Source organism: Actibacterium atlanticum, from assembly GCF_000671395.1.
Classification (GTDB): Bacteria; Pseudomonadota; Alphaproteobacteria; order Rhodobacterales; family Rhodobacteraceae; genus Actibacterium_D; species Actibacterium_D atlanticum.
Map to the genome: position 1 here is coordinate 21171 of NZ_AQQY01000008.1, position 24277 is coordinate 45447.

A 24277-nucleotide genomic window follows, 5' to 3' on the forward strand; every position below is an offset into this window, starting at 1 on the left:
GCCATATCAATCACGTTAACATTCGTGTGATTGCCCCCATTCTCTTTTGCAGCGAGGACCAAACATATGGCCGATTTCGAAGCGCAAATCCGCGACAGCCAGGCGCAGGTCGCCGAGGCTCAGTCGAAGATCTCAGACCTAACCAGCCGGATCGAGACCGCGCGTGCCAAAATGGAAAGCGGCGATGATATCGCGATTGATATCGAGAATGCCTCGTTGGAAGACGTCCACGCCCACACTCAGGCGATGAATGCCAATATTGCCGAGCTGATCATGGGGCTGGATGACGTCACCGCCGGGTTCTCGAAAGACTTTGACGAGATGCGCAACAAGACCGGCTGGGAAAGCTTTGTCGGCATTTTCGCGCGTGGCAAATCGGAATCGATGCGTCAGGAACGTCTGCGCACCGCCAGCATTGATGACAAGCTGCAGGACCTTATCGGCAAGTCGGATGTGATTGTGCAGCTGTTGCAGGGGCAGTTGGCGCTGCTGAATGACCAAAAGGCCAAGGTTGAAACCAACCTGTCAGGAACGCTGGACGAGCGTGAGGTGACGGTGGGCGAGCTGGAGGGGCTGCGGGCCGAGATTTTGGGGATGGACCCGAAAATCATCGAGCTGGAAAACAAAATCAGCGTCGAACAGGACGCCGCGGCGCGCACTAAGCTGGAAAGCGAACTGGCCGAGCTGAACGCCAAATACAACGAAATGGTGCAGCAAGAGCAGGTGAAACTGGCCAAGAGCCAGACGCTGGAACGCTATATCGAAAAGGGCAAAACCTGGGTCGATTCCCTGCAGAACCAGGCGGCGACGCAAATGGTGCTGATCAACAAGCTGGAAACCGACACCAAGCAGCGGGTGGTGCTCTATGACGCGCTGACCAAGTCGTTGAAGACCGCGCAGCAGCAGGACGTGGCGCACCGGATCAACGAGATCGGCGTGCAGACCGATCAAGAGGCGCAAACCGCGATGGCGGCGATTGGTTCGGCCACGAACAGCCGTATGGCCGAAATGATGGAAGCCCACGAAGACCACATGGTCTTTGCCCGCAAGGTGCTGGAGCAAAAGGCGAAATCAGACGAACGCTTTGCCCGCCGGTTTTCAGAGATTGTCGAGAAACATGACAAGAACCTCTATGGCGGTTGATTTTCCAACCAAGCGCGCCCGCCCCGCCCCATTGAGGGCCGGAGTGGGCGCCGTCCGGGCCTTTGGGCCCGTTCGGGGGGGCTGCGCGTGACCGATATCGATATGACATTGGATCATGCGGCCCTGACCGATACCTATGCGGCGCGGCGCTATTTCAAGAAGTTCGACCTGATCACCGGCCATTTGCTGCGGGTTGCGCAGGAGATGGAACGTGACGGCCAGATCACCGATCTGGAGAAGCGGTTACTGGGCGGCTATCTGAAGAAACTGTCCGACACGTTTCATGCGCTGTCGCTGAAGTACTTGCTGACGGGCCGCGATACTGGACAGTTCTTTGGGTCGCTGTCTTTTGATGCCCATGAAAGCGGCTTCCCGGTGTTTCGCGAGTTGCTGACCATGGCCAATGACGCAGCACAGGCGCAAAAGCATCTGGATCAGCTGCCAACCACCGATGCCCTGAAAGACCAAATGGTGCAGCAGATCGTGGGCGAACTGACCATCCCCACACGTCTGCAGTTCGCCATGTCGCAGCGACTTTACTATGAGGCCCTGCAGGACGGTGATCTGTTTTGGGCGCAGAACGATCCTTCCGCTGTGTTCGTCGGCGATCTGGACCCGGACCGCCGGACCTTTTTGGTGCATTGGGCCGTCTATGACAGTCAGGTCAACCTGCCGACGCTGTACCTGATGGAGGTCGAAGACACGGGTCGCCGGCCGCTGCCCAAAGACGAACGCCGCTGGCCCGAGGTGCAGGCCCATCTGATGGCGCAATCGCTTGGCTCTTTGAAGCTGCTGACAATCGCGCGCGGGTTTGACACGGATTTCGACGATTTGCATCCCAAACGCCTACGTCGCTTCCACCTTGGCCCGATGCATTCATCCGCCTTCACCCATCAGTCCGGCCCGCTGCACGAGGTGCTGGATCAGGCCAACGCACCGGCGGGCGAAGATTGGGCGCTGGCCTGGACCCTTGAAGACCTTGAAAGCGAGCGGGTGATCGAAGAACGCAGCGGCTGGTTTGGCTCGGTTGAGCGAGAGGTTTTTGCGCTGGATCCGTTTTCAGGGCGCGGTGCCGACACCGGCGCGACCCGCACCGAGCGCGCCGTCATCCTGCCGCAACGGGCCTTTCAGGTGCTGGCTGAACGCAACCCGCCGGGCTTTCGTGACGTGCGCAAGTTTGTCGTCAGCCCGGGTGGCCGGGTGCTGAGCTACAGGTGATCCAGAGTGTGTGTTGAAATTGAAATCGGCAACGAGGTTGTAGACGGCATGAAGGGGCTGACTGCCCTGATGCCGAAGGGTTTGGTTCTTAACCCTGAAAGCGATTTCGACCTGCCTGAAGATTGCTGCCTTTGTTGGGTAGATGTTGAAGAAACGGCCCAACTGAACGGATTTGAAGCCGTTGAGGAAGCGCTGATGTACTACGTATTTTATCCAAGCGGAGAATCCAAATGAGCCTCCCAACCGACGCGATGGAACTGCCCGAGGGCGAGATTAACAAACACTATGACGCCGCCGCCGCGATGCTGGAGGGGCTGGATCACACGCCGCGCATCGCCAAGGGCAAAGAGCCCGCCGCCGTGGAACGCTCGCCCGGGATCACCCGCACCCGGCGGTTCCGGTCGACCACGCCGGGGCTGGTGACGCGCTCCACCGCGCGGCCCGAAGGCGTGCGCCTGATCGAACGCATAGAGGGCGCTGATGGCGATGACCCGCTGGTCTCACCGCTGCAGGCAACCACCCTGCACGTGCTGCGCCGCGCGTTGGCGATTGGCCTTGCGATGGGCGAGGGGTTCTCGGAACAAACCGGCCTGTCCGAGCTGAAAAAAGCCAACCTGGCAGGCAACTTGCCCACCACCCGCAGCACCGAATTCTCGGAACTTCTGGCCGCCGAGGCGCTGGTGACCCTTGCCAGCTTCGCCAACGCCACCGCCTTCCTGATCGCCCCACACCTGTCGGAAACCACCGTCGAAATCGGCGGGGTCGAAGAGATCCTGACCGACAACGCCCAGCTTGCCCTGCACGGCGCCCTGTGGGAGCTGGATCAGGATCTGGCCGCCTTCGCCACCGACGAGCCCCGCATGGTCGCCACCGTCGCCGCCTTTGCCGAACAGCTGATGGAGAAGCTCGCCCTGCGCGGCCAAACCGCCCCGCGGTTGGCACCGTTTACCGGCGCTTCTTACCGCGTTGAGGCCGACGACCTGACCATTCAGGGCTTCACCCCGGCGCGGCGCGGCAAGGGCACCACCCTGACCATGAGCTTCAAGAAACCCCATCAGGTCGTCGGCAACCACATCGCCAAATATCAGGCAATGAAGCTGGCCAAGATGCTGATGGCCTATGATTTTGACCGCAAAATCAACCCCTTCGCCGAAATGGGCGGGTTCATCTTTACCTTCATGGGCGACGGCGCGCCGGGCACCGGTAAGACCACTCTGATCCAGATGATGGCCGGGCTGATCAATGAATACTGCCAAAACGCGGGCTATCCGTTCCGCTATCAGAACTTCTCGATCGACCAGATCGACAGCTATCAGGGCAAGTCCGGCCAGAATGCCAAGGCGTTTGTGAACAACGTTCTTGATCCCAATGTAATCGGCTTTGGCACCATCGACGACATCGACCAAATCGCCGGCAAGCGCGGTGACAAACAGTCCTCGGCCGGCCAGCAAGAGGTCACGGCGGTGTTTATGGAGGCCTTCGCGGGTGCCGGCACCGTGGTGCGCGGCAACTGTACCTTTGGCATGTTCTCGAACTACCCCGAAAACGTCGATGACGCCCTGCGCCAACGCGCCGGGGCGCGCTTTCTGGTCGACGGGCCGCAGACGCAGGACGACTATATCGACATCCTCGCGCTGTTGATGGGCAAGAACCACGACATCCCGCTGGGCGAGCATGAACTTTACGCCGCGCAACAGATCAAACGCGCGGTCGCCGCGTCGTTCGAGGCCCACGGAAAACCGCAGGAAGACGGGTTGCTGAAGGTCTGGGAACAAACCGCCGCCGACATCGGCCCGCTCGATACCATCGCCAAGCTGGGTACCTACCTGAAAGCGATCCAACAGGCCGACCCGCGCTTCACCGGCCGCGCCATCAAGAACATCACCGACGCCGTCAAAGTCCGCGCGATGGATTTTGAGCTGCCCGATGAATGGATGGAACAACCCGACCTGTTCCTGTTCAAACCCTACGATGAAAAACTGGCGATGATCCGCGACATGACCCAGCCGATCACCGTCGAAATGGTCATCCAAGAGATCAACCGCTACGCCGATTCCGAGTTCCGCTATGCCGACAAATCCGACGAAGCCGCCATCGCCCGCATGGTCCGCGACTACGGCCTGACCGAGGAAGCCAAACGGCGGTATCTGGAGGGGAAAGGCTAGTGCACAACCTCCTAAGCCTCTTCCGTCCGGGCCAACGGCCCGGACAGCGCCCCGTTGCTGACAGGCGATTGGAACAATCGCCGAGAAGGACCCTCCCCACGGGAGGGCGCTTCACGCGCCCCCAGGCTCGGGCGCTGTCCTGCGTTGGGAGAGCCTGATGGCTTGGGATTCAGCCTACGCATTTCTGATGGTGGTGGTTATGTTGCTGGGGCCTTTGGTCTTCGTGCCTTGGGACCGTTGGGATACTGTGCGCAAACCTTTGACGAGCTACCTGATCCTTTTTGTATATCTTACTGGTCGGACGATGCTGATACTGATTGCGATTGGAACGTATTTCTTTGTTGCTGTAGAAGGTTACGCCTTTGACCAAGTCTTCGCTGCATTCTTTAGTGACGAATACTCGGCTGTCGTGTTCCTGTTTGCGAAAGGCGTTGCATTCTTCGCCTTTGCCGGGCTTCTGGCGCACCGCCTCTGGGGGCGGACTGATGGAGAAACGCTATGAAACGCCTCATCGAAAAAGGTCTGATGTTCGGCAATCTGATCGAGGTTTCCAGCCCCGCTTTGATTGCCCGCTACAACCGCGCCCTTAAGCATCTGACGGGCCGCGAAACCGCGTTGCAGGATTTCCACATCGACATTGCAGGCTACTCGCCCGAGGTCGGTGATGAGCTGGGCGATCATCTCTACCTGAACCCCAACGGGGTGAACCGGCAGTTCATCTTGCTGACGACCGAACAGAAAACCGCGCCCTTGCTGGGGGCGAAATTCTCCACCTCGCGCGGGCTCTTGCGCCGGTTTATTGAGGAAAACGAACCCCAGCTTTTCGCTCTCACCGCGCAAGATGCCGTCGCGGGCGAGCTGGCGAATTCGGTCTTTGAACTCAGTTCACCCAAGCGCCTGTTCGACATCCGCAAGATCACGGTCGAGGCCGACACGACGCGCAGCCACGTCGCCAACGCCGACAAGCTGGCCGACAAGATCACCCAATTCCGCACCAAGGAAGACGCGTGGTTTGACGACGTTCTGATCGCCGAGATGATCACCCTCGCCAAAGAAACCGGTGACGTCACCCGCAACCCGGTGCAGCTGAAACCCACCGAGATGGGAGAGGTCAATTTCTGGACCTCGCATTTTGGCGGGCTTTATCTGTTCCCGACGCTCGAAACCCCCGGCGTGATTGCTATGGCAGGGGACGATCAACTGGGCGATTTGCCCGTGCCCAACGTCTATGGTCCCGATGAACGCAACGCGATCGCCCATTTCCTGACAACGAATGACCTGATCGAACCCATCGTCAAAGCCCGCAACGTCGATGCCGCGGCAATCCTGCGCCAGAAAATGGATTTCATTTTGGTCGATGCCGCGGCCACGCTGGGCCATGACATGGGCGAGGCCACCCGCCATGATCTGCGTAAGCTGGCCTATAAGCTGGGCGCCGCGTTGCCCGATGCGTTTCAGGGGCTGGCGGACCTCTTGCGCTGGGTCGAGGGTGGCGGGCAGTGGCCCCGTATCACCTCCGAACACCCATCCTATTTCTATACCCTGCGCGCCAAATCCGGCCCTGACCGTGATCTGGTCAACCAATTGCTGGCCGAGCTTGCCCCGCTGGATGTGCGCCAGCTGTTCATCTGCCACAAACAGCTGTTTTACCGCCTGTATGCGGGGTGGAGCGATGACAAGAAAACCTTCGTCGCCAATTTTCTGGAGCGCGAATATCTGGTAGATAAAGTCGGGGCGCGGGCTGCGTTGTTCGGCCCCGAGCCAGATATGACAACCCCGCCGCCCAAGCCCAACGTGGTGCCAGACCGCATCGTCGATCTGGTTGGGCCGTGGGGCGCGGTAAGAAAGGGGCGATAGATGTTGGGTGCGATCCGACTGGGCGTTTTCGGGCTGGTGGCCCTGACGATCCTGTATTTCCTGATATCGCTGTATTCGCGGTCGGTCCGGCGCGAAAAGCTTGAGAATGAGGCGGCAGAACAGATCGCCCAAGGCACCCTCGACGCCGCCGCGCGCGATGCCTATATCGAAGACGGCATGCAGGACTATGAAAATTCCCTGCGCCGCAAGTTGATCCTTGGTGTGTTCGTCGTGCCCGTCGTGGTGGTGATCATACTGATTTATGTGACGAATTTCATGTGAGGCACCAATGCGTTACGTCAAAGGCACCCTGATTGCCCTGATCGCTTTGCTGGCGATTGCTTTCTTTCACTACACCCTGCCGCAACGCGACGTGGTGCGCATTTCCGATACCTATGAAAAGCGGATCGACTTTGGTGAAAACTCGATCTTCTGGTCGTCGCCAGACACCGGCAATGCCACCGGCACCGTGAACCGCGATATCTTTTTCATCCAGACGATCCAGACCAACGGCAAACCAATGGTCTATCGCAACGAAGATACCGGCTGGGGCTGGCCGCCGTATTTCAAGCTTGATACCTCGAACCTGCAAACCGAGGCCGCTGATCTGAAATCCAGCGCCGAGGCGCCCAAGTGGGTGGTGATCAAGCATTACGGCTGGCGCAATGAATTCCTGTCGATCTACCCAAACGCCGTTGGCGTGCGTCAGGTCGACAGCCCCGATGTCAGCCTGTTCCCGTGGATGAACATCGTGATCCTGACGTTGATCGGTCTTGTGCTGTTGTTTCTATATCGGCTTTGGGCGCAATTCCGTCAGCGCGCGATTGATCCGCTGCTGGAAGACGCAGGCGAGGCATGGGATGCCGTTGATGAACGCGCCGATCAGGCGCGCGATGCGGCTAAGGCCAAAGCGACCGGATTTCGCGCGTGGCTGAACACCTGGAAGGGCACGCCACGCAAGTGATCAGACCGGGTCGACCGCGATATTGTCGATCAAACGGATGCCATCCAACCATGCTGCGGCCAGCAACCGTGCCGGCGTGTCCAAGGCCTCAAGCGGGGCAAGCCCATCGGCAGCGCGCAGCTCCAGATATTCGACCTTGTCATAGCCCGCTTTGGTGATCGCCTTGCTGGCTTTGGCAAGGCTTTTGTCCACGGGTTTGCCCGCCTGAATTTCAGCGGCGGCGGCCTGCATTGCGGCGTACAGACCGGGCGCTTTGGCGCGGGTCTCGGCGGTCAGATGCATATTGCGCGAAGAGCGCGCCAACCCATCTTCATCGCGGTTGGTCTGGCAGCCGACGATTTCAACCTGAAGGTCCAGATCGGCGGCGACACGTTTGACCACCTGCAATTGTTGATAGTCTTTCTCGCCGAAATAAGCACGATGCGCGCGGGTCTGGATCAGCAACTTGCTGACCACGGTCGACACGCCATCAAAATGCCCCGGACGCCCAGCGCCACACAGGCCCTCGGACACGCCGGCCACGCTAACGGTGGTGGCATAGCCGTTGGGGTACATTTCTTCGACCTTGGGGAAATAGACAGCGTCCACCTTCAATTCGCCCAGCATCGCCAGATCCTGTTCTTCGGTGCGCGGATAGGTTTCCAGATCGCCTTCGTCATTGAACTGCGTGGGGTTCACAAAGATCGTGACGATCACCAGATCGCACTCGGCCTGCGCGGCGCGCACAAGGCTCAGATGGCCTTCGTGCAAAGCGCCCATGGTGGGGACAACACCGATGGTCTTGCGGCCTGTGTGCCAAGGCCCTGTGCCCAGGTAAAGCTCGTCCAGACGGCGCAGAATTCTCATTTCTTTTTCTCCGGCGCCTGATCGGCGAAAATGTGTTCCGGGGCGGGGAAGCTGCGCGCGCGCACTTCCTTGGCATATTGTTCCACGGCGGCTTTGCCATCGTCGAACAGCGTGCCATAGCGTTTCACGAATTTCGGTTTGAACTTGGTGAACAGGCCCAGCATGTCATCGACCACCAGAATTTGCCCGTCACACCCGGCCGAGGCCCCAATGCCAATCGTCGGGATCGGGATGGCGGCAGTGATGCCATCGGCCAGATTGGCGGGAACTTTTTCCAACACAACGGCAAAGGCCCCGGCGTCCGAGACAGCCTTGGCATCCGCCATCACGCGATCGCCATCTTCGCCGCGTCCCTGCACAGCATAACCGCCCAGCGTGTTGATCGCTTGCGGGGTCAGTCCGACATGGGCCATCACCGGGATCGAGCGCGAGGTCAGGAAGCGGATGGTTTCAGCCATCTCAACGCCGCCTTCCAGTTTGACGGCGGCGCAGCCGGTCTCTCGCATCAGACGGGCGGCATTGCGAAAAGCCTGTTCGGGGCCTTCTTCATAGCTGCCAAAGGGCATGTCGATCACCAGCATCGAATGCTTCAGGGCGCGCGCCACGGCTTGGCCATGCATCACCATCATGTCCATGGTCACGCCCAGGGTCGACGGCAAGCCGTGGATCACCATGCCCACTGAATCGCCCACCAAAACAAAGTCACAAGCCTCGTCAACCATCTCGGCGATGGGGTGGGTATAGGCTGTCAGACTGACAATCGGGTCGCCGCCTTTGCGGGCCAGAATGTCTTGCGGGGTGGGGACCCGAATTTGCGCTGTCGCACTCATGGGCGGCTCCTAAACCGATGATAGTTCGGGCGGTTTATAATTTCGCGGGTGCAGAAAAACCAGCATTTCCTCTGTTAGCGCGACCGTCGGCGGTTTCGCCGTGGCCTCACAGCCGTTACAGATAGGGAAAAGGCAACGCATAAGGGGCCAGACCATGCAGCCGGGCGAACGCAACCTGATCACGGATGTCACTGGATTGCGCGTGGGTAACGCGCAGGACGATACGGTGAAAACCGGCGCAACGGTTCTGGTTGGAGAGGTGCCCTTCACCGCCGGGATACATGTGATGGGCGGCGCGCCGGGCACCCGCGAAAGTGATCTTCTGGCGCCCGACAAAACCGTGCAACAGGTCGACGCGTTGGTCTTGTCGGGCGGCTCGGCCTTTGGTCTGGACGCACCGTCGGGCGTGGCGGATGCTCTGGCCGCGCAGGGGCGCGGATTTGCCGTGGGCGATGTGCGCGTGCCCATTGTGCCCGGCGCGATCCTGTTTGACCTGATCAATGGCGGCAATAAAGACTGGGCCGAAAACCCTTATAAACCCCTTGGCGCGCAAGCGCTGGCCAATGCGGCAACGGACTTTGCACTGGGCAGTACCGGCGCGGGCACCGGCGCTTTGACCGCGACGCTCAAGGGCGGGTTGGGATCGGCCTCTTGCGTTTTGCCTTCGGGCCATACGGTGGGCGCATTGGTTGCCGTGAATGCGCTGGGGGATACCATCATGGGCGCGGGGCCGCAGTTCTGGGCCGCCCCGTTTGAAATGGGGGCTGAGTTCGGCGGGCTGGGGCAGGGTGCGTTTGACCCGACCAAACCGCCCGCCCTTAAAGGCCATGCGCCGCAAAACACCACCATCGCCATCGTCGCCACCGATGCCGCCCTGACGCAAGCCCAATGCACCCGCCTTGCCACCGCCGCCCATGACGGCATGGCCCGCGCGCTGCTGCCATCGCACACCCCGATGGATGGCGATTTGATCTTTGCGGCCGCGACCGCCACAGCCCCGCAAGAGCCTGATCTGCTGATGCTGGGCCATTTCGCCGCCACCTGTCTGGCCCGCGCGATTGCACGCGGAGTTTACCACGCCACCCCCGCCCCAAATGACGCCATGCCTTGCTGGCGAACGCGTTTCGGGGTTTGATACAGCTGTTATAACAAGGAGGCCCGCCATGATCCTGTCCAAGATGCTGTCCGATCCGTCACTGCTGGCCACGCAGGCCTATCTGGCGGGCGACTGGGTCGAGGCCGACACCGGCGCCCGCTTTGATGTTACTAATCCGGCCACGGGCGAAGTGCTTGAAACCGTGCCCGATATGGGACGGGCCGAAACCGCCCGCGCGATTGAGGCCGCCCGCATCGCGCAAAAAGACTGGGCCGCGCGCACCGCCAAAGACCGCGCGCAGCTCCTGCGCCGTTGGTTCGATCTGATGATGGCCAACCAAGAGGATCTGGCGATCATCCTGACCGCCGAGATGGGCAAACCCCTGACCGAAGCGCGCGGCGAAATCGCCTATGGTGCCTCGTTTATTGAGTGGTTCGCCGAAGAGGGCAAACGCGTCTATGGTGAAACCATCCCCGGCCACGCGCCCGACAAAAGGATCATGGTGCAAAAACAGCCCATCGGCGTGGTTGGCTCGATCACCCCGTGGAACTTCCCGAACGCGATGATCGCCCGCAAGGCCGCGCCGGCGCTGGCCGCTGGCTGTGGCTTTGTCGCGCGCCCGGCTTCGGAAACACCGCTCTCGGCGCTGGCAATGGCGGTGCTGGCCGACCGCGCGGGCCTGCCCAAGGGGCTGCTTTCTGTGATCCCGTCCAATGACGCCGCAGGCATCGGTAAAGAGTTCTGCGAAAACCCCACCGTGCGCAAACTGACCTTCACCGGATCAACCCAAGTGGGCCGGATTCTGTTGGCCCAAGCCGCGCCGCAGGTGATGAAATGCTCGATGGAGCTGGGCGGCAATGCGCCGTTCATCGTGTTTGACGACGCCGATCTGGACGCCGCCGTCGAAGGCGCGATCATGTGCAAGTTCCGCAACAACGGCCAAACCTGCGTCTGCGCCAACCGGATTTATGTGCAGGACGGCGTCTATGACGCCTTTGCCGAAAAGCTGGCGGCGGCGGTTGCCAAGATGACCGTGGGCAACGGCATGGAGGAGGGCACCGATCTGGGCCCGCTGATTTCCGACAAAGCCGTCGCCAAGGTCGAAGCCCACATCGCCGATGCCACGGCCAAGGGCGGGCAGATCACACTGGGGGGCGCGCGCATGGGCAATGAAGGCACCTTCTTTGAACCCACCATCGTCACCGGCGCAACGCGCGACATGGCCTTTTCCACCGATGAAACCTTCGGCCCGCTCGCACCGTTATTCCGCTTCAAGGACGAGGAAGAGGTCATCGCGCTGGCCAATAACACGATCTTTGGTCTGGCCTCGTATTTCTATGCCAAGGATCTTAGCCGCGTTTACAAGGTCGCCGAGGCGCTGGAATACGGAATCGTGGGGGTAAACACCGGGATCATCTCGACCGAAGTCGCCCCGTTTGGCGGCGTCAAACAGTCCGGGCTTGGCCGCGAAGGCTCGCGCCACGGGATCGAAGATTTCATGGAATTGAAGTATATCTGCCTGTCAGTGTGATCGGCGCGGTGACCTAAGGGCATTAAATCTTAACAAAGGCGACAGTTTCGAATTTCTGAATCAAAACTGTCGCAAAAGGGTTACCGGATTGGGCCACTCCCTGCGCATATAACCGCAGGAGACTTCTGATGATCCGCAAGATCGCTTTAACCTCTGTGCTGGCCCTGACTGCCGGGACCGCCAGCGCCGAGATGAACTTTAACCGCATCGCCTCTTTCGCCACGCCGCTGAACATGGCCGAAGGCGAAGACACATCGCGCGAAAGCTCGGCTGAAATCATCGCCGCCACCGCTGATGGCATGATGCTGGCCTACACCGATAGCCCGCTCGAGGCGCTGGGCCTGATCGACATCACCGATCCCGCCAACCCCAGGCCCGCTGGCAACATCATGCTGGATGGCGAGCCCACCAGCGTGGCGATCATCGGCACCACCGCCTACGTCGGCGTGAACACCTCGGAAAGCTATGTGGCCCCGTCGGGCTTCCTCAAGTCGTTCGACCTGACCACCAAAGCCGAAACCGGCTCCTGCGCGCTGTCCGGTCAGCCTGACAGCATCGCCGCCGCCAAGGATGGTTCGTTCGTCGTTGTCGCCATCGAAAACGAGCGCGACGAAGACCTGAACGACGGCATAATCCCGCAGCTGCCCGCCGGCACGCTGGACATGATCGCGCTGAACGACGGCGCGCTGGATTGCGCCGCGATGAAAATCGCCGATGTCACCGGTCTGGCCGACATCGCCCCCACCGACCCCGAGCCAGAATTCGTTGACGTCAACGCCCTGGGCGAAACTGTCATCACCCTTCAAGAAAACAACCACATGGTTGTAGTGGCCGCTGACGGTTCCATCGTGAACCACTTCTCGGCGGGTGCTGTTGATCTTGAAGGCATCGACGCCACCGATGAGCGCGGCGCGCTGATCTTCACCGAAACCCAAGAAGGCCGCCTGCGCGAGCCTGACGCGGTGAAATGGATTGACGACAACCACTTCGCCACCGCCAACGAAGGTGACTATCAGGGTGGCTCGCGCGGCTGGACCATCTTCAACAAAGACGGCACCGTGGTGTACGAATCCGGCACCTCGTTCGAAAAAGCCGTGATTGAAATCGGCCACTACCCCGACAAACGCTCCGACTCCAAAGGGGTGGAGCCTGAATCGATCGAAGCCGCCACTTTCGGCGACACCCAGATGATCTTTGTGGGTGCCGAACGTGCCTCGGTCGTCGGTGTTTACGACGCCACTGATCTGGCCAACCCGGTGCTGAAACAACTGCTGCCCTCGGGTGTTGGCCCAGAAGGTTACGTCGCGATCCCGTCGCGCAACCTGCTGATTTCGGCCAATGAAAAAGACCTCATTGAGGACGGCGGCGTGCGCAGCCACGTCATGATCTTCGAATACCAAGACGCCCCGGCGGCCTATCCGCAGCTAACCTCGGCTGGCGCCGATGAGCTGATCGGTTGGGGTGCGATTTCCGGCATGGTTGCTGACGAAGACGGCATGATCTATGCGGTCAACGACAGCTTCTATGGCTTCCAGCCCTCGATCTTCAAGATCGACCCCTCGACCACCCCGGCCCGCATCGTTGATGTGATCCGCGTGCACCGTGCCAACGGCGCCCCGGCCCAGAAACTGGACCTCGAAGGCATCACGCTGGACGGCAAAGGCGGCTTCTGGCTGGCGTCCGAGGGCCGCACCGACCGCGCCATCCCGCACGCGCTGTACCACGTGAACAGCAAGGGCCTGATCAAAAGCCACAAGCAGGAATTCGGCCTGCCTGCGGAACTGATGGCTGTTGAAAAACGCTTTGGGTTTGAGGGCATCACCAAGGTGGGCGACACCCTGTGGATGGCCACTCAGCGTGAATGGAAAGACGATCCGGCGAACCACGTGAAACTGGTTGCCTATAACACCGACACCAAGGAATGGGGCGCCGTGCTGTACCCCAAAGCCGAGCCTGCCAGGGGCTGGGTTGGCCTGTCGGAAATCGTTGCCCACGGCGATTGGGTTTACGTCATAGAGCGTGACAACCAGATCGGTGCCGATGCTGTAACCAAAAAGGTCTACCGTATCCCCGCCGCCGAAATGGTGCCCGCAGCACTGGGTGGCGATCTGCCGGTGGTTTCCAAAGAACTGGTCCGTGACCTGATCCCCGATCTGCTGTCGCTGAACGGCTATGTGCAGGACAAGGTCGAAGGTCTGGCCATCATGCCCGATGGCGAGATGTTCATCTCAACCGACAACGATGGTGTCGATGATCACTCGGGCGAGACCCTGTTCTTCTCGATCGGTGTCAACGGTCAGGCTGATCCGTCCTGATCGGAGCGCGATTTCAAAAAACTGCTGAAAGGGAGGGGGCCACCCCTCCCTTTTTTGTTGCGCGGCCCCGGAAATGGTTAATTTTACCGCGCACTGGCAAAGTTGCCGCGCGTAAAGTAATGTTTCTTAAGGAAATGCAATTTGCGCGTCGGGCCTTCGGGCCCTTGGTGCGCCGGAAAGACACCAGTCATGGACGAGCCAAAGATCAAGAACATGGAAGAGTTCGCCGCCGTCAGCGGAATCTCCCGGCCAACCATTTCCAAGTATTTCAACGATCCTGACAGTGTCCGCAAATCGACCCGCCGTAAGATCGAAGCGGCGTTGGACCGGTTCGATTATCGCCCCAACATGTACGCGATGAACCAGAACCGGCGGCTGACCAAGAACATCGGTGTGGTCGTGCCCTATCTTGCTGACCCGTTCTTTGCTGAAATCGCCCGGATCATCGAAAACCATGTGCTTAGCGCCGGGTATCGTCCGGTCTTGCTGGGCTCGCATGGCGACCCGGATCTAGAAATCGACAACCTTGAAAACCTGCGCCTGATCAAACCCGCCGGGGTTTTGCTGGCGCCCCTGGGCCGGGTGTCCGACGCCGAGCGCCTTGCGGCTTTTTGCGCGGATGTGCCCACCGTGTTGTTTGACGCCAACATCGAAGATCTGGGCGCGGCCTTTGTCGGCTCTGACAATGATCAAAGCATCGGATTGATCGTCGAATACCTGTGCCGCACCGGCGCCCCGCCCGCCTTTTTTGAAATCCGCAACCCGGTTAACCCCAATGCCAACAAACGCCGCGCGGCCTATATCAAGTCGATCGAGGCGCTGGGCCACAAGCCCCACTTGTTGCAGGCTGACGGCGAGGGCTGGGAGTTTGAACAGATCGGCTTTTCCGAAGGCACCCGTATCATTCAGGAACATGACCTGCCTACCGATACCATCCTGTGCAGCAATGACCGTTTGGCGATCGGGCTGTTGTCCGCCGCCTATCAGGCCGGCCTGCGCGTGGGTCTGGGGGATGGCTGTGCGCTGCGCGTCGCGGGGCATGATGACCATCCGTTCTCGCGCTACACCTGCCCGACGCTGACCACCGTTTCGCAGGATTACGCCGCCATCGCCCAGAAAAGCGCCGAGACATTGTTCGCCCTGATCGACAGTTCCAAACACTTCGATTCGCGGGAAGAGACACTTTTCAACGGGCGTTTGGTGATGCGAGGGTCTGCTTAGGGTTTGTTATATAACGACAAATATCCAAAAGTTTACGCGTGTAAAAAATAAATTGACCGGGCGGTCATTTAGGCGCTAACATCTTCCCAACATCTAAAACGGGAGGAATAGGATGTTTCTTAGAAACGCACTTCGTGCGGCAACGGCCCTGACTCTGGTCGCCGCAGGCAGCGCCGCTGCCGACACCATCACCATCGCAACAGTGAACAACGGCGACATGATCCGCATGCAGGGTCTGACCGACGACTTCACAACCAAAACCGGCCACGAGGTCGAATGGGTCACGCTGGAAGAAAACGTTCTGCGTCAGCGCGTCACCACCGACATCTCGACCAAGGGCGGTGCTTTCGACATCATGACCATCGGCATGTATGAAACCCCGATCTGGGGTGCCAACGGCTGGCTGGTCGCACTGGACAACCTGTCCGAGGGTTATGACGTCGATGACATCCTGCCCGCCATGGCTGGCGGTCTGAGCCACGAAGGCACGCTCTATGCGGCGCCCTTCTATGGCGAAAGCTCGATGATCATGTATCGCACCGATCTGATGGAAAAAGCCGGGCTGGAAATGCCCGACGCCCCGACCTGGGACTTCATCCGTCAGGCTGCCGCCGCCATGACCGACCGTGACGCTGAAATCAACGGCGTCTGCCTGCGCGGCAAGGCCGGTTGGGGTGAAGGCGGCGCTTTCATCACCGCCATGTCCAACTCGTTCGGCGCGCGCTGGTTCGATATGGACTGGAAACCCCAGTTCGACACCGCGGCATGGGCCAACACCCTGAACTTCTATAAGGGGATGATGGATGAAAGCGGCCCGGCTGGCTACGCGACCAACGGGTTCAACGAAAACCTGTCGCTGTTCCAGCAAGGCAAATGCGGCATGTGGATCGACGCCACTGTGGCGGCCTCTTTCGTGACCAACCCCAACGATTCAACCGTGGCTGACAAAGTTGGCTTCGCACTGGCCCCCGATACCGGTCTGGGCAAACGGTCGAACTGGCTCTGGGCTTGGGCTCTGGCGATCCCCGCCGGCACCCAGAAACAGGACGCCGCGCTGCAGTTCATCGAATGGGCCACCTCGAAAGACTATATCGAGCTGGTCGCCGCGAACGAAGGCTGGGCCAATGTTCCGCCGGGTGCACGCACCTCGCTGTACGAAAACCCGAACTATCAGGCCGTGCCCTTCGCGCAGATGACGCTGGACTCGATCCTGTCGGCTGACCCGAACAACTCGACTGTCGAACCGTCGCCCTATGTTGGTGTTCAGTTCGCCGCGATCCCTGAATTCGCTGGCATCGCCACCGAAGTCAGCCAAGAGTTCTCGGCCGCCTATGCAGGCCAGCAGACCGTCGAAGAAGCGCTTGAAAAAGCGCAGGCTCTGACCATCGACGCCATGGAAGCCGCGGGTTACTAACCGCCCCCTCCCACTCCAGAGGGCGACCTCATATCGCCCTCTGGCCCCAATCCCCCCTCACAGCGCATAGTTGTTCAAGAAGGTACGCCTGCCGTCAACGGAGGAGACTTACCCAATGGCTACTCAACACTCCAGATCTGCGGCCCGCCTGATGATGGCCCCCGCCGTGATCCTGCTTCTGGGATGGATGCTTGTCCCACTTACGATGACGCTGTTTTTCTCATTCAAGAAATACCTGCCTCTGCGGGGCGGCGACCTGGGCTGGGTCGGGTTCGATAACTACGTCCGCTTCGTCACCTCCAGCGCCTTCTGGCCGTCGGTCGTGACCACCCTGATCATTGTGGGCGGCGTTCTGGCGATCACCGTGGTTCTGGGCGTCTTGCTGGCGATCCTGTTGAACCAGCCGATGTGGGGTCAAGGCATGGTCCGCATTCTGGTCATCGCCCCCTTCTTCGTCATGCCCACCGTTTCGGCACTGGTCTGGAAGAATATGTTCATGGACCCCAACTATGGCCTTCTGGCCCACCTGTGGAAGTTCTTTGGCGCCACCCCGGTGGAATGGCTTAGTCAGGCGTCGCTGCCCTCGATCGTGATGATCGTCAGCTGGCAATGGCTGCCCTTTGCAACGCTGATCCTGCTGACGGCGATCCAGTCTCTGGACAGTGAACAGCTGGAGGCGGCTGAAATGGATGGCGCCCCCGCCCTGAAACGTTTTGGCTATATCACCCTGCCGCACCTCAGCCGTGCGATCACCGTGGTGATCCTGATCCAAACCATCTTTCTGCTCTCGATCTTCGCCGAGATTTTCGTAACCACCGGCGGCGCCTTCGGGACCAAGACCCTCAGCTATCTGATCTTTCAGCGCGTGCTGGAAAGCCAGAACGTCGGGCTCGGCTCTGCCGGGGGTGTCTATGCAATCATTCTGGCCAATATCGTTGCCATCTTCCTGATGCGCATCGTCGGCAAGAACCTGGACGCGTGAGGAGAGACAATCATGGCACGTGCCGTTACCCAACAACGCAAGATCATCAACACGACAGCCGCCTGGGCCGTGGGTCTGCTGATCTTCTTTCCGATCCTCTGGACGATCCTGACCAGCTTCAAAACCGAAGCGCAGGCCATCGCCGACCCGCCAGTGTTCCTGGCCTTTGACTGGACGCTGGAAAACTATGGCGTCGTGATGGAACGCTCCAACTATGGCCGCTTCCTGTGGAACTCGATCATCATTGCGGGCGGGTCTACCATCCTTGGCATCATCATCGCGGTGCCCGCCGCATGGTCGATGGCCTTTGTGCCCAGCAAACGGACCAAAGACATATTGCTGTGGATGCTGTCCACCAAGATGCTGCCGGCGGTTGGGGTTCTGTACCCGATCTACCTGCTGTTCATCAAACTGGGTCTGCTGGACACCAAGATCGGCCTGATGATCGTCCTGATGCTGATCAACCTGCCGATCATTGTGTGGATGCTCTACACCTACTTCAAGGAAATCCCCGGCGAAATTCTGGAAGCCGCGCGGATGGACGGCGCCACCCTGCGCGAAGAGGTGATCCACATCCTGACGCCCATGGCGATCCCGGGCATCGCATCGACCCTGCTGCTGAACGTGATCCTGGCCTGGAACGAGGCTTTCTGGACCCTCAACCTGACTGCGGCCAAAGCGGCCCCGCTCACGGCCTTTATCGCCAGCTACTCCAGCCCCGAAGGGCTGTTCTACGCGAAACTTTCGGCGGCCTCGACCATGGCCATCGCACCGATACTCATCCTTGGCTGGTTCAGCCAGAAGCAACTCGTCAGCGGCCTGACCTTCGGCGCTGTGAAATAAGGAGTGAACCCATGGGACGCATCCAACTTGAAAACGTGACCAAAAGCTTCGGCAACGTCGAGGTCATCCCGCCGCTGAACCTGACCATCGAAGATGGCGAGTTCGCCGTCTTCGTCGGCCCCTCGGGCTGCGGTAAATCCACCCTCCTGCGCCTGATCGCCGGGCTGGAGGACGTGACTTCGGGCACCATCAGCATTGATGGCACCGAGGCCACTCAAGTGCCCCCCGCCAAACGCGGTCTGGCCATGGTGTTCCAGTCCTACGCGCTCTACCCGCATATGTCGGTGCGCAAGAACATCGCCTTTCCGATGAAGATGGCCGGGATCGACGAGGCCGAGCAGAACAAGCGCATCGAGGCCGCCGCCAAGGCCCTGAACCTGACCGACTATCTGGACCGCAAACCGGGCCAACTGTCAGGCGGGCAACGTCAACGCGTTGCCATCGGCCGCGCCATTGTGCGTGAACCGGCGGCCTTCCTGTTTGATGAGCCGCTGTCGAACCTGGATGCGGCGCTGCGGGTGGGCATGCGGCTGGAGATCTCCGAACTGCACGAACGCCTTGAAACCACGATGATCTACGTGACCCACGATCAGGTCGAAGCCATGACAATGGCCGATAAAATCGTGGTGCTGCGCGCCGGGGTGATCGAACAGGTTGGCTCTCCGCTTGAACTCTATAACAGCCCCTGCAACACCTTTGTGGCCGGGTTCATCGGCTCGCCCAAGATGAACCTGATCGAAGGCCCAGAGGCAGCGAAATACAATGCCCAGACCATCGGCGTGCGCCCCGAACACCTTGAAGTTTCAGCCGAAAGCGGGGACTGGTCCGGCCGGGTCAGCGTCTCGGAACATCTGGGCTCTGATACGTTCCTGCACGTGCATGACACCGGGCTGGCCGACTCGATCACCGTGCGCACCGATGGCAACGTCAGCTTCAAACACGGCGATCGTGTCTTCATGACGCCGCGGGCCGATGTGATCCACCGGTTCGATGCGCAGGGGCTGCGGATCGAATGACCCGACTGATCGGCAAAACAGCGTTGGTTACAGGTGCCGCGCGCGGCATCGGGCGCGCCTTAGCGCAGGCCTATCTGCAAGAAGGCGCCCGCGTTGCCATCGCCGATATCAACATGGCACAGGCCCAACAAACTGCGGCAGAACTGGGCGAGGGTGCTCTTGCGGTGGCGCTGGATGTCACCAATCAGGACAGCATCGACGCAGCGGTTGAAGCCACCGTGCAGGCCTTTGGCCATATCGACATTCTGATCAACAACGCGGCGCTTTTCACCGCCGCACCAATCGCCGAGATCACGCGCGAAGACTATGCCAAGGTCTTTGAGGTAAACGTGTCTGGAACACTGTTCATGATGCAGGCCGTCGCCCGTCACATGATCGCGCGCGGGCAGGGTGGCAAGATCATCAACCTTGCCAGTCAGGCCGGGCGGCGGGGTGAACCGCTGGTCGCGGTCTACTGTGCCACCAAGGCGGCGGTGATCAGCCTGACCCAATCCGCCGGGCTGAACCTGATCGCGCATGGGATAAACGTGAATGCCATCTCGCCGGGTGTGGTCGACGGCGATCACTGGGTTGGGGTCGATGCCTTCTTTGCCAAATATGAAAACAAGGCCCCGGGCCAGAAGAAACAAGAAGTCGGCCAAGCCGTCCCCTATGGCCGCATGGGGGTGGCCGAAGACCTGACAGGCATGGCCGTGTTTCTGGCAACCGACGAGGCCAAATATATCGTCGCCCAAACGTACAACGTGGATGGTGGACAGTGGATGAGCTGATGCAGAAAAACGCCCCGCAACCCCTTGGTCTTTCCCTTGCGACGCTGTCTGAATTGCCAGCGGATATCGCGCGCCCGTCTTATCATCGCAGCGCGCTGACACCGGGAATTGTGCATATCGGTCTGGGAAATTTCCACCGCGCCCATCAGGCGTGGTACCTGCACCGTCTGATGCAGGCAGGGCAGGCGTTTGACTGGGCCATTCTGGGGGCCGGGGTGCGCCCCTATGACAGCGCGATGCGCGACAAATTGCTGGCGCAGGACTGCCTGACCACCTTGATCGAACTGTCCCCCAACAGCGCCGCGGCCGAGGTCACCGGCGCAATGATCGACTATCTGCCCATTCAGCAGGGCAACGCTGCCCTGATTTCAGCGATGGCACAGCCCGGCATTCGGATCGTGTCTCTGACGGTGACCGAAGGGGGCTATTTCATCGACCCGGCGGGCGGGCTGGATCTGACCCATCCCGATATCCAACATGACATCGCCAACCCGACAACGCCGGACACGGTCTTTGGCGCAATCACTGCGGCGCTGGCCCTGCGCCGCGCTGCCGGGCACGGGCCGTTCACCACCCAAAGCTGTGACAACCTGCAAGGCAATGGCCAGATCACCCGACAGGCCGTCGTCACGCTTGCCCGCCACCAAGACCCGGCGCTGGCCGATTGGATAGAGGCCCAGTGCAGCTTCCCCAACTCCATGGTTGACTGCATCGTCCCGGCCACCGGCACTGCCGAGATCGCGCTGGCCCGCTCTTTGGGCGTCAACGATGCCGCGCCCGTCACTCATGAAAACTATCGCCAGTGGGTGATCGAAGATGACTTTTGCGCCGGTCGTCCCGACTGGGATCAGGCCGGAGCCATCTTCACCGACTCTGTGCATGACTATGAGACGATGAAAATCCGCATTCTGAACGCCGGACATCAGGTTTTGGCCAATGCGGGTGAACTATGTTCAGTCAGCACCATCGCCGACTGCATGGCACATCCTGAAATTGCCGCGCTGTTCAACCGTGTCCAGCACGAAGAAATCGCGCCCTATGTGCCGGGCGTTCCGGGCATGACCGCCGATGCCTATGTCGATCTGATCGCCAATCGGTTCTCGAACCCGGCCATTCTGGATACCACCCGGCGCGTCGCCTTTGACGGGGCCTCGCGTCATACCGGTTTCGTGCTGCCGATCCTGCGCGACGCGCTGGCAGCGGGCGGTCCGGTTGAGGGCCTAAGTCTGGTCGAGGCCCTGTGGGCCCGCATGTGCGCGGGCACCCGCGAGGATGGCAGCGCGATTGATCCAAACGATCCGCAGTGGGATCAATTGAACGCCGCCGCGCTGGCGGCCCGCGACCGTCCGATGGCATGGCTCGAACAAACCCACCTCTATGGTGATCTCCTGCAGGAACCCCGCTTTGCCCGGTCCTTCATACGCTGGCTGACCCTGATCTGGGACAAGGGCACCATCGCAGCATTGCGCGATTATGCGGCGGATAGGGCGGTTTAAACCTTTAAACCTTGGCCTTGGCGCGCTTTAAACACTTTAAAACATTCTTCCAAGGATGAACGGTTGGTAAACGTCCAACCAAGTGTGATGCGTATGACCAGTTCGGATGAAAACCTGGCCCGGGCCGCCGCTGATGGCGACCGCGATGCTTTTGCAGCCCTGCTGTCGCGGCACTATGACCGGCTGTTCGCCTTTGCCTTTCGCCTAACCGGAAACCGCGCCGAAGCCGAAGACCTGACCCAGGACATATGCGTTGCGCTGCCGCGAAAACTTGTTTCTTTTCGGGGGGATGCGCGGTTTAGCACGTGGCTTTACCGGGTGGCAGTGAACGCCTCGCATGACCGCCGTCGCCGTGCGGCAAGCCATGCAAAAGCATCCCAAGGTTGGGGCGATTGGGAGCGTAACCGCCTGCAAACACAGGCAGAATCGCGCGACGCCAATGACTGGCTGACCCAGGCGATGGCGACTTTGCCCGATGACTTACGTGATACCGTCGCCTTGGTTCTGGGCGAAGGGCTCAGCCAATCCGAAGCTGCTCAAGTTCTTGATATCGCAGAAGGAACTGTCGCGTGGCGCATGTCCGATGTCAAAAAACGCCTGCGCGAAATCCATGAAAAGGAGGCCCAGCAATGAGTGACGATCTGGAGTTCCTCAAAGACGCTTTGCGCCAAACCCCGCCCCCCGCGCCTGATAAAAAGGCCGACCATCTGGCGCGCGCGATGGAAAGTTTCCAAGCCCACCAAGAAACCACTGCCCAGACCCGTCTTAAGAATGATCCCGCCACAAAGGGTGGGGGTTTTCTGGATGGAGTTATTAATATGTTTCAATCCCTTAGCAGCCGCGCGGGCCTTACCGCGACCACCGGTATCGTCGCCGTTGCAGCGGCCTTTATTGTCTTCACACCGCAAGGGCAACAGCTGCAAAAACCCACCGTAATCACGCTGAACCAGCCCGAGCCAGGCGCCGTTGACGAACCAATGATCGACCCTGAAATCATCCTGCCCGGCATCTCTGATGACGCAGTAGCCGAACCGATGGTTGAGTTCGCGCAAGAGGCTGATGCACTTTCATCCGCCCCCCGCGCGGCCCAGAAATTGGCCCCCGCTGGCGGTGCCGTAAACGGCTTTGGCGGGGTTATTGCGCCTGACATCATCATCGCGGAACCCGCCAACACCGAAGCCTTTGCCAATGAAGACCCTAACCCGGTAAAAGTCGTGGCCGACGACCCCGTTTCGACCTTCTCGATTGACGTCGATACGGCCGCCTATGGGGTCGTGCGGTCTTCGCTTAATCGCGGGCAGTTGCCCCCTGTTGATGCCGTGCGGGCCGAAGAGATCATCAACTATTTTCCCTATGCCTATCCGGCGCCGGATGACGCCGCCTTCAAGCCCACGGTCAGCCTGTCGCCGACCCCGTGGAACGAAGGAACGCAGCTGTTGCACATCGCGCTTCAGGGGCAGTTGCCCGCACTTGCGGATCGCCCGCCGCTGAACCTTGTATTCTTGATTGATACGTCAGGTTCTATGAACACGCCCAGCAAGCTTCCCCTATTAAAACAAAGCTTTAGTCTGATGTTGTCGCAACTGCGCCCCGAAGACGAGGTTGCAATCGTGACCTATGCGGGCAGTGCCGGGCAGGTGCTTGCGCCCACCAAAGCCTCTGATCGCGCGACGATTCTGGCCGCGCTTGAACGTCTGTCAGCCGGTGGATCAACCGCCGGACAGGCCGGTTTGCAGCAGGCCTATGCGCTGGCGGAAACCATGGCCGCAGAGGGTGAAGTGAACCGCGTTCTGCTGGCGACGGATGGCGACTTTAACGTCGGCCTGTCCAACCCCGAGGCGCTGAAAACCTTCATCGCCGACAAGCGTGACAGCGGCACCTATCTGTCGGTTCTGGGCTTTGGCCGGGGCAATCTGGATGACGCCACAATGCAGGCGTTGGCGCAGAACGGCAATGGGCAGGCGGCCTATATCGACACGCTGAACGAGGCACAGAAAGTGCTGGTTGATCAGCTTTCCGGCGCGCTGTTTCCGATTGCCGATGACGTCAAAATCCAGATCGAGTTCAACCCCGCCAAGGTCGCCGAATACCGTCTGATCGGCTATGAAACCCGTGCCTTGCGGCGCGAAGATTTCAACAACGACAAGGTCGATGCGGGTGAAATCGGCGCAGGCCATTCCGTCACCGCGATCTATGAGGTCACGCCGGTTGGCTCGGACGCGGTGCTGAACGATCCGCTGCGCTATGGCGATGCGGTGGCGACCAGCGAAAGTGACGAGCTGGGCTTCCTGCGTCTGCGCTATAAGGCGCCCGGAGAAACCACCAGCCAGCTGATCGAAACCCCCATCGCAGCCCAGCCAACCGCGGCGGGGCAAGAGGCCCAGTTCGCCTTTGCTATGGCCGGGTTTGCGCAGCTTCTGACCGGCGCGACCTATCTGAACGACTGGGGCTGGGATGATGCCATCGCCCTGGCCAACAGTGCCCGCGGCGACGACCCGTTCGGCTATCGGACCGAGGCCGTCCAGCTGATGCGACTGGCCAATAGTCTGGGTCAATAAGCCGATCTGGGC

Annotated in this window: 22 protein-coding genes; 20 read left to right on the forward strand and 2 right to left on the reverse strand. The window is 60.2% G+C overall.

The window, feature by feature from the left end:
- The first annotated feature begins 66 nt into the window (after positions 1 to 66).
- From ATO10_RS12335 to ATO10_RS12370, 8 genes are all read left to right on the forward strand, one after another.
- Positions 67 to 1143: a coiled-coil domain-containing protein gene (locus tag ATO10_RS12335; protein ID WP_035251988.1), complete on the forward strand. Its 1077-nt coding sequence runs from the start codon at positions 67 to 69 to the stop codon at positions 1141 to 1143.
- A 102-nt stretch (positions 1144 to 1245) separates the two neighbouring features.
- Entirely contained in the window at positions 1246 to 2361 is a 1116-nt protein-coding gene (locus tag ATO10_RS12340) for a hypothetical protein (RefSeq protein WP_035252112.1), read from the forward strand.
- Between the two features lie 6 nt (positions 2362 to 2367).
- Positions 2368 to 2595: a hypothetical protein gene (locus ATO10_RS12345; protein ID WP_035251990.1), complete on the forward strand. Its 228-nt coding sequence runs from the start codon at positions 2368 to 2370 to the stop codon at positions 2593 to 2595.
- The gene (locus ATO10_RS12350; protein WP_035251993.1) at positions 2592 to 4526 is read left to right on the forward strand and encodes an AAA family ATPase; all 1935 of its coding nucleotides are present in this window, start codon (positions 2592 to 2594) and stop codon (positions 4524 to 4526) included. Before ATO10_RS12345 ends, ATO10_RS12350 begins: the two co-directional genes overlap by 4 nt.
- Before the next feature lie 157 nt (positions 4527 to 4683).
- On the forward strand, positions 4684 to 5028 hold the full coding sequence (locus ATO10_RS12355) for a hypothetical protein (RefSeq protein WP_035251996.1): 345 nt from the start codon (positions 4684 to 4686) through the stop codon (positions 5026 to 5028).
- Entirely contained in the window at positions 5025 to 6383 is a 1359-nt protein-coding gene (locus ATO10_RS12360; RefSeq protein ID WP_035251998.1) for a DUF6638 family protein, read from the forward strand. The genes ATO10_RS12355 and ATO10_RS12360 overlap by 4 nt, the downstream gene beginning before the upstream one ends.
- Positions 6384 to 6665 carry a hypothetical protein gene (locus ATO10_RS12365; RefSeq protein WP_035252000.1) on the forward strand — a complete coding sequence of 94 codons (282 nt, stop codon included), beginning with the start codon at positions 6384 to 6386 and terminating at the stop codon, positions 6663 to 6665.
- 7 nt (positions 6666 to 6672) lie between these two features.
- The gene (locus ATO10_RS12370; RefSeq protein ID WP_035252002.1) at positions 6673 to 7347 is read left to right on the forward strand and encodes a DUF1523 family protein; all 675 of its coding nucleotides are present in this window, start codon (positions 6673 to 6675) and stop codon (positions 7345 to 7347) included.
- On the opposite strand, the gene panC is transcribed toward ATO10_RS12370, so the two are convergent.
- On the reverse strand, positions 7348 to 8193 hold the full coding sequence (gene panC / locus ATO10_RS12375) for a pantoate--beta-alanine ligase (RefSeq protein WP_051598132.1): 846 nt from the start codon (positions 8191 to 8193) through the stop codon (positions 7348 to 7350).
- Positions 8190 to 9023, reverse strand: coding sequence for a 3-methyl-2-oxobutanoate hydroxymethyltransferase (panB, locus tag ATO10_RS12380; protein WP_035252004.1), 834 nt, complete (start codon positions 9021 to 9023; stop codon positions 8190 to 8192). The genes panC and panB overlap by 4 nt, the downstream gene beginning before the upstream one ends.
- Positions 9024 to 9177: 154 nt before the next feature.
- On the opposite strand from panB, the gene ATO10_RS12385 reads away from it, so the two are divergent.
- From ATO10_RS12385 to ATO10_RS12440, 12 genes are all read left to right on the forward strand, one after another.
- Positions 9178 to 10158: a P1 family peptidase gene (locus ATO10_RS12385; protein ID WP_035252007.1), complete on the forward strand. Its 981-nt coding sequence runs from the start codon at positions 9178 to 9180 to the stop codon at positions 10156 to 10158.
- 28 nt (positions 10159 to 10186) lie between these two features.
- Positions 10187 to 11650: an NAD-dependent succinate-semialdehyde dehydrogenase gene (locus tag ATO10_RS12390; protein ID WP_035252010.1), complete on the forward strand. Its 1464-nt coding sequence runs from the start codon at positions 10187 to 10189 to the stop codon at positions 11648 to 11650.
- Between the two features lie 128 nt (positions 11651 to 11778).
- Complete coding sequence (locus ATO10_RS12395; RefSeq protein WP_035252013.1) at positions 11779 to 13965, forward strand: esterase-like activity of phytase family protein; 2187 nt, start codon at positions 11779 to 11781, stop codon at positions 13963 to 13965.
- A 189-nt stretch (positions 13966 to 14154) separates the two neighbouring features.
- The gene (locus ATO10_RS12400) at positions 14155 to 15186 is read left to right on the forward strand and encodes a LacI family DNA-binding transcriptional regulator (RefSeq protein WP_035252015.1); all 1032 of its coding nucleotides are present in this window, start codon (positions 14155 to 14157) and stop codon (positions 15184 to 15186) included.
- A 112-nt stretch (positions 15187 to 15298) separates the two neighbouring features.
- A complete protein-coding gene (locus ATO10_RS12405; protein WP_035252017.1) occupies positions 15299 to 16600 on the forward strand; it encodes an ABC transporter substrate-binding protein in 1302 nt (433 codons plus the stop codon).
- 115 nt (positions 16601 to 16715) lie between these two features.
- Positions 16716 to 17582, forward strand: coding sequence for a carbohydrate ABC transporter permease (locus ATO10_RS12410; protein ID WP_035252020.1), 867 nt, complete (start codon positions 16716 to 16718; stop codon positions 17580 to 17582).
- Positions 17583 to 17594: 12 nt separating this feature from the next.
- On the forward strand, positions 17595 to 18425 hold the full coding sequence (locus ATO10_RS12415) for a carbohydrate ABC transporter permease (protein WP_035252021.1): 831 nt from the start codon (positions 17595 to 17597) through the stop codon (positions 18423 to 18425).
- A gap of 11 nt (positions 18426 to 18436) precedes the next feature.
- Positions 18437 to 19441, forward strand: coding sequence for an ABC transporter ATP-binding protein (locus tag ATO10_RS12420; protein ID WP_035252023.1), 1005 nt, complete (start codon positions 18437 to 18439; stop codon positions 19439 to 19441).
- Positions 19438 to 20211, forward strand: a complete 774-nt coding sequence (locus ATO10_RS12425; protein WP_035252024.1) for an L-iditol 2-dehydrogenase — start codon at positions 19438 to 19440, stop codon at positions 20209 to 20211. Before ATO10_RS12420 ends, ATO10_RS12425 begins: the two co-directional genes overlap by 4 nt.
- On the forward strand, positions 20211 to 21707 hold the full coding sequence (locus tag ATO10_RS12430; protein WP_035252025.1) for a mannitol dehydrogenase family protein: 1497 nt from the start codon (positions 20211 to 20213) through the stop codon (positions 21705 to 21707). The genes ATO10_RS12425 and ATO10_RS12430 overlap by 1 nt, the downstream gene beginning before the upstream one ends.
- Positions 21708 to 21800: 93 nt before the next feature.
- Positions 21801 to 22340: an RNA polymerase sigma factor gene (locus ATO10_RS12435; RefSeq protein WP_035252116.1), complete on the forward strand. Its 540-nt coding sequence runs from the start codon at positions 21801 to 21803 to the stop codon at positions 22338 to 22340.
- Positions 22337 to 24265, forward strand: a complete 1929-nt coding sequence (locus ATO10_RS12440; RefSeq protein ID WP_035252027.1) for a vWA domain-containing protein — start codon at positions 22337 to 22339, stop codon at positions 24263 to 24265. Before ATO10_RS12435 ends, ATO10_RS12440 begins: the two co-directional genes overlap by 4 nt.
- The last annotated feature ends 12 nt before the right edge of the window (positions 24266 to 24277 follow it).